We start from the raw sequence: 6,521 nt of genomic DNA on the forward strand, positions 1-6,521 counted from the left end.
TTAAAAAGGTTTATAAGGATTGTTAAATCTAAGTCTACAGGTAATTTCGCAGGTGAAATCATGCAATTATTGCTCATCCATTCTGATTATATCGAATATGAGGTCAAGAAAAGCACCCCGGTGGCAGAGAAGATCGAAGATCCCATGAAGTCTGGCAGGCTGGAGGATGCACTCACTGTTTTCATTGCCGTAGAGAAGGCAGATGAGGCAGATCCCGACGAAATGGTACAAAAAGGTGTCTCTGAGATCGAGAAGGTTGCAGGGCAGGTAAAAACCGAGAGCATCATGCTTTACCCTTATGCTCATCTAAGTTCAGCTCTCTCTTCCCCCAAAGTTGCAGTTCATGTGCTAACAGCCATGGAAAAGGAACTCTCGGGGAAGTATACTGTAAAGAGAGCTCCATTTGGCTGGTACAAGGCATTCAGGATCAGCTGCAAAGGCCATCCTCTGTCCGAGCTGTCCAGGTCGATATCTCCTGAGAACAAAGATGGTGTCAATGTTGTCTGCGCCCTTGAAGGAAAACCGGAGGTTGTTTCCGAAGCTTTGAAAGCTGAGGGCACTGCCAGATCATACTGGCGCATCCTCGCTCCTGATGGCGAGCTCCACGAAATGGATAGCTTTGATCTCAAAGGGCATGAGAACCTGAGCAAATTCGTGGATTATGAGATCTCCAAGAAAAGAGAAGTTGACAGAGCCCCGCCACACGTGGAGCTTATGCGCAGGCTTGAGATAGCGGATTATGAGCCGGGATCGGATTCCGGTAACATGCGCTATTATCCCAAAGGCCGCCTCATTAAATCCCTGCTGGAGAACTATGTGGTCGAGGAATCCATCAAGGTAGGGGCTATGGAAGTTGAGACTCCCCTGATGTATGACATGAACCACCCTACTCTTAAAAAGTATCTTGACAGGTTCCCTGCAAGGCAGTATTCCATTGAATCCGATAAAAGGCAGCTTTTCCTGAGGTTTGCCGCTTGTTTTGGCCAGTTCCTGATCAATCATGATATGACCATGTCCTACAAGAACCTCCCTCTGAAGATGATCGAGCTCACTCGCTACAGTTTCCGTAAGGAGCAGAGGGGAGAGCTTGTGGGTCTGCGTCGCCTGCGGGCGTTCACCATGCCTGATATGCACACTCTGTGCCATGACATGGATCAGGCAATCGCTCAGTTCGAGGAACAGTACAATATGTGTATCCGCATTCTGGACCAGGTAGGTATCAAAGTTGACGATTTCGAGGTTGCCATCAGGTTCACAAGAGATTTCTACGAAGAGAACAAGGATTTCATCACCAACCTTGCCCGCATTGTGAACAAACCGGTACTTGTAGAGATGTGGGATACACGTTTCTTCTACTTCGTGCTCAAGTTCGAGTTCAACTTTGTAGATGCGCTGGCAAAGGCAAGTGCTCTTTCCACAGTGCAGATAGATGTGGAAAATGCTGAAAGGTATGACATAAAATACGTGGATGTCACCGGTGAAGAGAAACGTCCGACAATTCTGCACTGCTCTCCAAGTGGTGCTATAGAGCGCTGCATCTATGGTTTACTGGAAAAAGAGGCCATGAGGGCCGAACGCGGAGAGGTGCCTATGCTTCCGGCGTGGCTTTCCCCTACTCAGGTAAGGGTGCTTCCAGTATCTGAGAAGCATCTGGAGTTCGCAAAGCAGGTTTCGGAGAAGCTGCATTGCCGTGTGGATATCGATGACAGGGAAGATACTGTGGGCAAGCGTATACGTGAAGCAGGACGCGAATGGGTCCCATATGTGGTCGTCATCGGGGATAAGGAAGTTGAGACCGGCAGAATAAATGTGACCATAAGGGCGGAATCCCAGGCCAATCGCCCGAAGACTGTGGAAATGTCAGTCGATGAACTGGATTCCCGCATACAGGCAGAGATCGCTGGTTTGCCATACCGGGGTCTGCCTCTTGCAAAGATGCTCTCTATGAGGCCAAAGTTCATATAAGATGGTTCCTGAATACCCTTTCATGGATGTTGGACACGTACTTGCTGAAGTCCATGTGTGTGGGAGGGTACAGGGAGTCTTTTTCCGTCAGTTCACAAAGAACACTGCACAGGAACTTGGTATTGCAGGTTATGCCCGTAACCTTCCCGATGGTTGCGTACAGGTCGTGGCCGAAGGGCCTAAGGACTCTGTTGAAATACTCTTGCAAAGGCTAAGAGCAGGTCCTCCTATGTCCCGTGTGGATTCACTGGAGGTTGAATGGAAACAGGCTTCAGGCGAATTTACAGGCTTTGCCATAAGAAGGTAAGCATGTAGATATTTGGATCGAATTGAATTTTCTTTACGGCTAAGTTATATCAAACTCATCAGAGAACAGTGGGACGATGAACAACATAGTAATTGTCAGATATGGGGAATTGGCGCTCAAGAGTCCTGGTGTCAGGAACCACTATGAAAAGGTCCTTATGCGCAATATCGCAGCTATGCTTGATCAGCGTGGTGTGGAGTATTCAGGTCTGAGCCGGGAATGGGGAAGGATCTTTATCAAGACTTCCGATGAAACAGCTGCAAGTGCGGCAGCTGATGTTTTTGGTGTGGTGTCCGCATCATTTGCAACTGCTGTTGATGCAGATCTTGATGCCATATCACGAAAATGTGCTGATATCGGTGCAGGTTTCATCGAGGGGGGAGATTCCTTTGCCATAAGGGCTCGCAGGACCGGCAATCATGATTTTTCTTCCCAGGACGTAGGACTGAAATGCGGAGATGCTGTGTGGGAGCGCTTGCTGTCAGCAGGCAAAACTCCTCTAGTGGATCTTACTACGCCGGATAAGGAAATTTTTGTAGAGGTACGCCAGAAGGAAGCTTATGTGTTCACGGAAAACTCCAGAGGTGTGGGTGGTCTACCGCTGGGCACCCAGGGGAAAATGGTTGCCCTTGTGTCCGGTGGCATCGATTCTCCTGTAGCTGCCTGGCTTATGATGAAAAGGGGTGTTGAGATCATCCCTGTATACTGCAGTAATGAACCCTTTGCGGACGATTCCACCAGGCAGCGTGCACTGGATAGTATAAGAGTGCTGCAGCAATGGGCTCCCGGTCATCCGTTCAAAATATATGAGGTCCCACATGGATGTTCCCTGAAGGCTTTTGTTGAGCAGTGTTCCAGGAACAAGACATGTGTACTGTGCAAAAGGACCATGTACAGAGTTGCCTATGAGGTCATGAAGCGTGAAGGTGCTGCAGGGGTTATCACAGGTTCCTCTTTAGGGCAGGTAGCCTCCCAGACCTCTGCAAATATGTACGCTGAACTTTACGGGCTTGCCATACCGCTCTACCATCCCCTGATAGCCCTTGATAAGGCGGATATAATTGATATTGCAAGAAAGATAGGTTCATATAATGTATCGGTCAGGCCTGTAACATGTTGCTCGGCTGTGCCGGAAAGACCCGAGACCAGATCAGAATGTGATTCTTTGCTCGCTGAGGAGAGTAAAGTAGATATCGATGGCCTGGTGAGGTATTCCGTTTCGGGAGCAAAGGTATTCAAATTCTGATCTGTGCCTTTTCTAAGGTCTATTTGAGCTTTTTCACTTAGGTTCTATTTTGTTACAGTATATACTTGCACACTATACACATGCTTATCATCATAATGATGATTTGTATCTGTCTCCTCATACGCTTTATTCGCTTTGGATTAAATGCAAAATCCTTATATATTTTGATAACGTATGCACAGAATAGGCGCACAGAGTAACAACAACATGAATTTCTAGCACAAATTTCATCCTTTATCTCTCGTCCATTCCCTCAAATTTCATGTGCGCCTGCTTTTAATCTATTTTAAGTGCGATCATGTTTCTTGTTTTTAACTTCCACTTCCCGTTCTAACTGTAAAACTCTTATCAAATACATAAATTGTCACCCAACAACTTTTATATAAATAAATGTATAATTCATACTGATTAATTTAAATCTAAAAACATCTGAAGTTGAGACTCTATGAGTAAATTTCCATGGGAAACAGCAGGCCAGAAGAAGGAAGGGGAGCAAAATGCTGCTGCAAATGCCGCACCAGGTTCCCCGCCATTTGCTCCCGGTGCTCAGGTCCCGGACATTTTCCAGAAAGCTTTTTCAGGATCGGTAATGCAGGAGACAAGTATTGCCGCTCCTGAGAAAAGTTCATCCAAATCCTCTTCTGAGGTGCCACCACCGTTGTTTTCTATGGGAATACCCGATCTCAGTTCTCTCCAGTCTGGTCAACAAACTACAAACGCCCCGATCCCTCCTTTTCTAAAGGACGGGGGACAGGGATCTTTACCTACATTCTTTTCCCAGGAGCCATCAATGGCATTTCCAGCGGTTCATGAAGGTGAAACAAAGAATCCGCCGAAAGCACAGACTGCTAAGAACAGAATACTACCTCTTTTTGAAATGGCATTACCTGATGATGTTCCCAACGATGGTGGTCCAATACAAGCTCATGAAAAACTTGAAGTCAACTCTTCAGATTTATCAAAGCTCAATGCTCAGGATTCGAATATAAGTGGCACCAGCCCTTTTAGTTTACCGGTATCTCCAACTCCAGGCGGAAATATTTCCTCTTCTCCTCAGCGGTTTCCTGTTTTTGACACTGTGGTCCCCTCTCCGCAAAATGAGGCTTATGTGCCGACTTTAGCCCCGTCGTTCCCACCTCTTCAGGGATCTGTGCCTTCAGATCAACATACTGTTACTTCTGGTTCAGGTAGTCCTTTTGATCCCATCCCAGGTAAAGTCCCGAATGTTCCTTTTCCGGGCACTCCATCTGCCTTCAGCATTCCTGGCAATCCTCCTGCGGCAGATATATTTTCTGCTTCCCGTGATCCTTTCGCTCAGGGCATTCCCTCCTCAGCGGCTGACCCTTTTGCAGGCCAGGCCAATCCTTTTGGTGGCGCTCCCGGTCCATCGGGTCCAGCTCCTTTTCCGTTCTCCGGGCCTAATCCTTCGTTTTCAGATGGGCCCACTCCTGGTTCTGTCACTACAGTACCAGAGAAAAAGCCAGGCATAGGCGGAAGGATGGCTGATGTTCCCGGAAACCTGGCAACGAGTATAAGCGAGCTGGCAAATTCCATTGTTGTAAATGTTAGAAACCTTACTAAAGGTAAAAGTCTGCTGGAAAAAATGGAGAAAATAAAGGAAGGCAATGTTCACGAAGAGGACAATTCTCTGAAAACTCCTGATGCTTTGGTATATGAAGGCGGAGCGCAGGCAAGAGGCGCTGTATCATCCACTGCGTCAAATGCCTCTCCTTTTGGTCCGGCACCTTCAGGCTCATTATCTTTTACACCTTCCGGAGGTGGTGCTGGCTTTTCAATGCCCGCTCCACAATTCGCGCAAGATGGCTTGTCAGATGATCATGCTATCAGTATCTCTCCGGGTGATTTTGTAAAAGTTACTCCTGTGGAGAACCCATTGTTCGATTTTCCGGAAGCTCTTAAGATCGATAATAATTCCCAGCCACCACTTCCTGCTTACAATGATCTCGCAGAAGGTGCTGCAGGTATGCAGCAGGGATCGTCCGATACCCTTTACCAGCCTGAGAAAGTGGCTGAAGAGGTGCCTTTCCCTGCCGCAGGCAAGAGTTCAAAAGGATGTGCTCCTGCCGGGTCCAGGGAACTCGATGATATCAGAGAGAAGCTGGAATCCTCTGCAGGGAATATCTCTCAGGTGTATGGCATGTACGAGGAGCTGTCAGGGAATGTGGCTGTTCTTGGCGATTCTGTGAGGTCCCTGCAAAGTTCTTCTGAGGACATGATGAAAGCAACGGGCATGAAGTTCGATAACCTGGATGAGCGTATAGTCCGGCTGGAGTCGCACCTGTCGGGTATGGAACAACAGGTGGCTCATGTCCTGTCTGAGAACAAGACCATCATGTCAAGTCTTTCCAGTATCGAGCAGCATATTTCCGAGCTTGTGGGGTCCTACACGGCTCTTGTCTCTAAGATACAGGAAAATGCGCAGGAAAACGATGAACGCTTCTCTGCTTTGTCGGCTAAGGCAGGTCAAATGGAAACCCTTGTCCCGAGACTTGCGGGTATGGAGAGGTCAGGCGTGGAAATGTCCGCAGCTATGCAGGATATGAAAGGCAATGTTCTAAAGCTCGGAAATGACGTTTCAAATGTCTCGGCTGCGCAGCAAGGGATGAGGGATGAGATGACCGAGCTGTCCAAGTATGTGGAAGGGGAGCTTAAAAAAGTAGGGGCCAGAGGCAAATCGGCAGGTCAGAGCATACAGCTTGCACACATCATGAAAAATTCCTCCAGCATCAAGCTGTGTATGGAATGGCTTGAGTTCCTTATGGAACTGGTGGGAAGGAACAATCTTCCAGATATTCTCTCTTACTATGAGGAGCTGGGCTGGATCACAGAGGAAGTGCGTATGGAACTCATGAGGTATGCCGAAGGTATCGATTTCTATATGGAGAAACCCGACTGGAAGCTTACTCCGGACGACCATGTGAAGTCTATCTGGTTCATTGAGAACCTTGCGGGGATCAAAGTGGACAAGAATAAACTGTCCGT

The 6,521-nt window shown here is 47.7% G+C and carries 4 protein-coding genes; all 4 read left to right on the forward strand.

Features of this window, described 5'->3' with window-relative positions:
* Window positions 1–60 precede the first annotated feature (60 nt).
* Complete coding sequence (locus tag A4E24_RS04630) at window positions 61–1,965, forward strand: threonine--tRNA ligase (protein WP_292352101.1); 1,905 nt, start codon at window positions 61–63, stop codon at window positions 1,963–1,965.
* A gap of 22 nt (window positions 1,966–1,987) precedes the next feature.
* Window positions 1,988–2,272 (forward strand): acylphosphatase, encoded by a 285-nt coding sequence (locus A4E24_RS04635; RefSeq protein ID WP_292352103.1) that lies wholly within the window; start codon window positions 1,988–1,990, stop codon window positions 2,270–2,272.
* 76 nt (window positions 2,273–2,348) lie between these two features.
* Window positions 2,349–3,518: a tRNA uracil 4-sulfurtransferase ThiI gene (gene thiI, locus A4E24_RS04640; protein ID WP_292352105.1), complete on the forward strand. Its 1,170-nt coding sequence runs from the start codon at window positions 2,349–2,351 to the stop codon at window positions 3,516–3,518.
* Between the two features lie 445 nt (window positions 3,519–3,963).
* On the forward strand, window positions 3,964–6,521 hold a 2,558-nt coding region (locus A4E24_RS04645), incomplete at its 3' end, for a FlaD/FlaE family flagellar protein (protein ID WP_292352107.1).

This window comes from Methanomethylovorans sp. PtaU1.Bin093, from assembly GCF_002067275.1.
GTDB lineage: Archaea > Halobacteriota > Methanosarcinia > Methanosarcinales > Methanosarcinaceae > Methanomethylovorans.

Coding starts and splice junctions, on each gene's coding strand:
- thiI (WP_292352105.1), top strand. CDS start 2,349: ATGAACAACATAGTAATTGTCAGATATGGGGAATTGGCGCTCAAGAGT.
- A4E24_RS04630 (WP_292352101.1), top strand. CDS start 61: ATGCAATTATTGCTCATCCATTCTGATTATATCGAATATGAGGTCAAG.
- A4E24_RS04635 (WP_292352103.1), top strand. CDS start 1,988: ATGGATGTTGGACACGTACTTGCTGAAGTCCATGTGTGTGGGAGGGTA.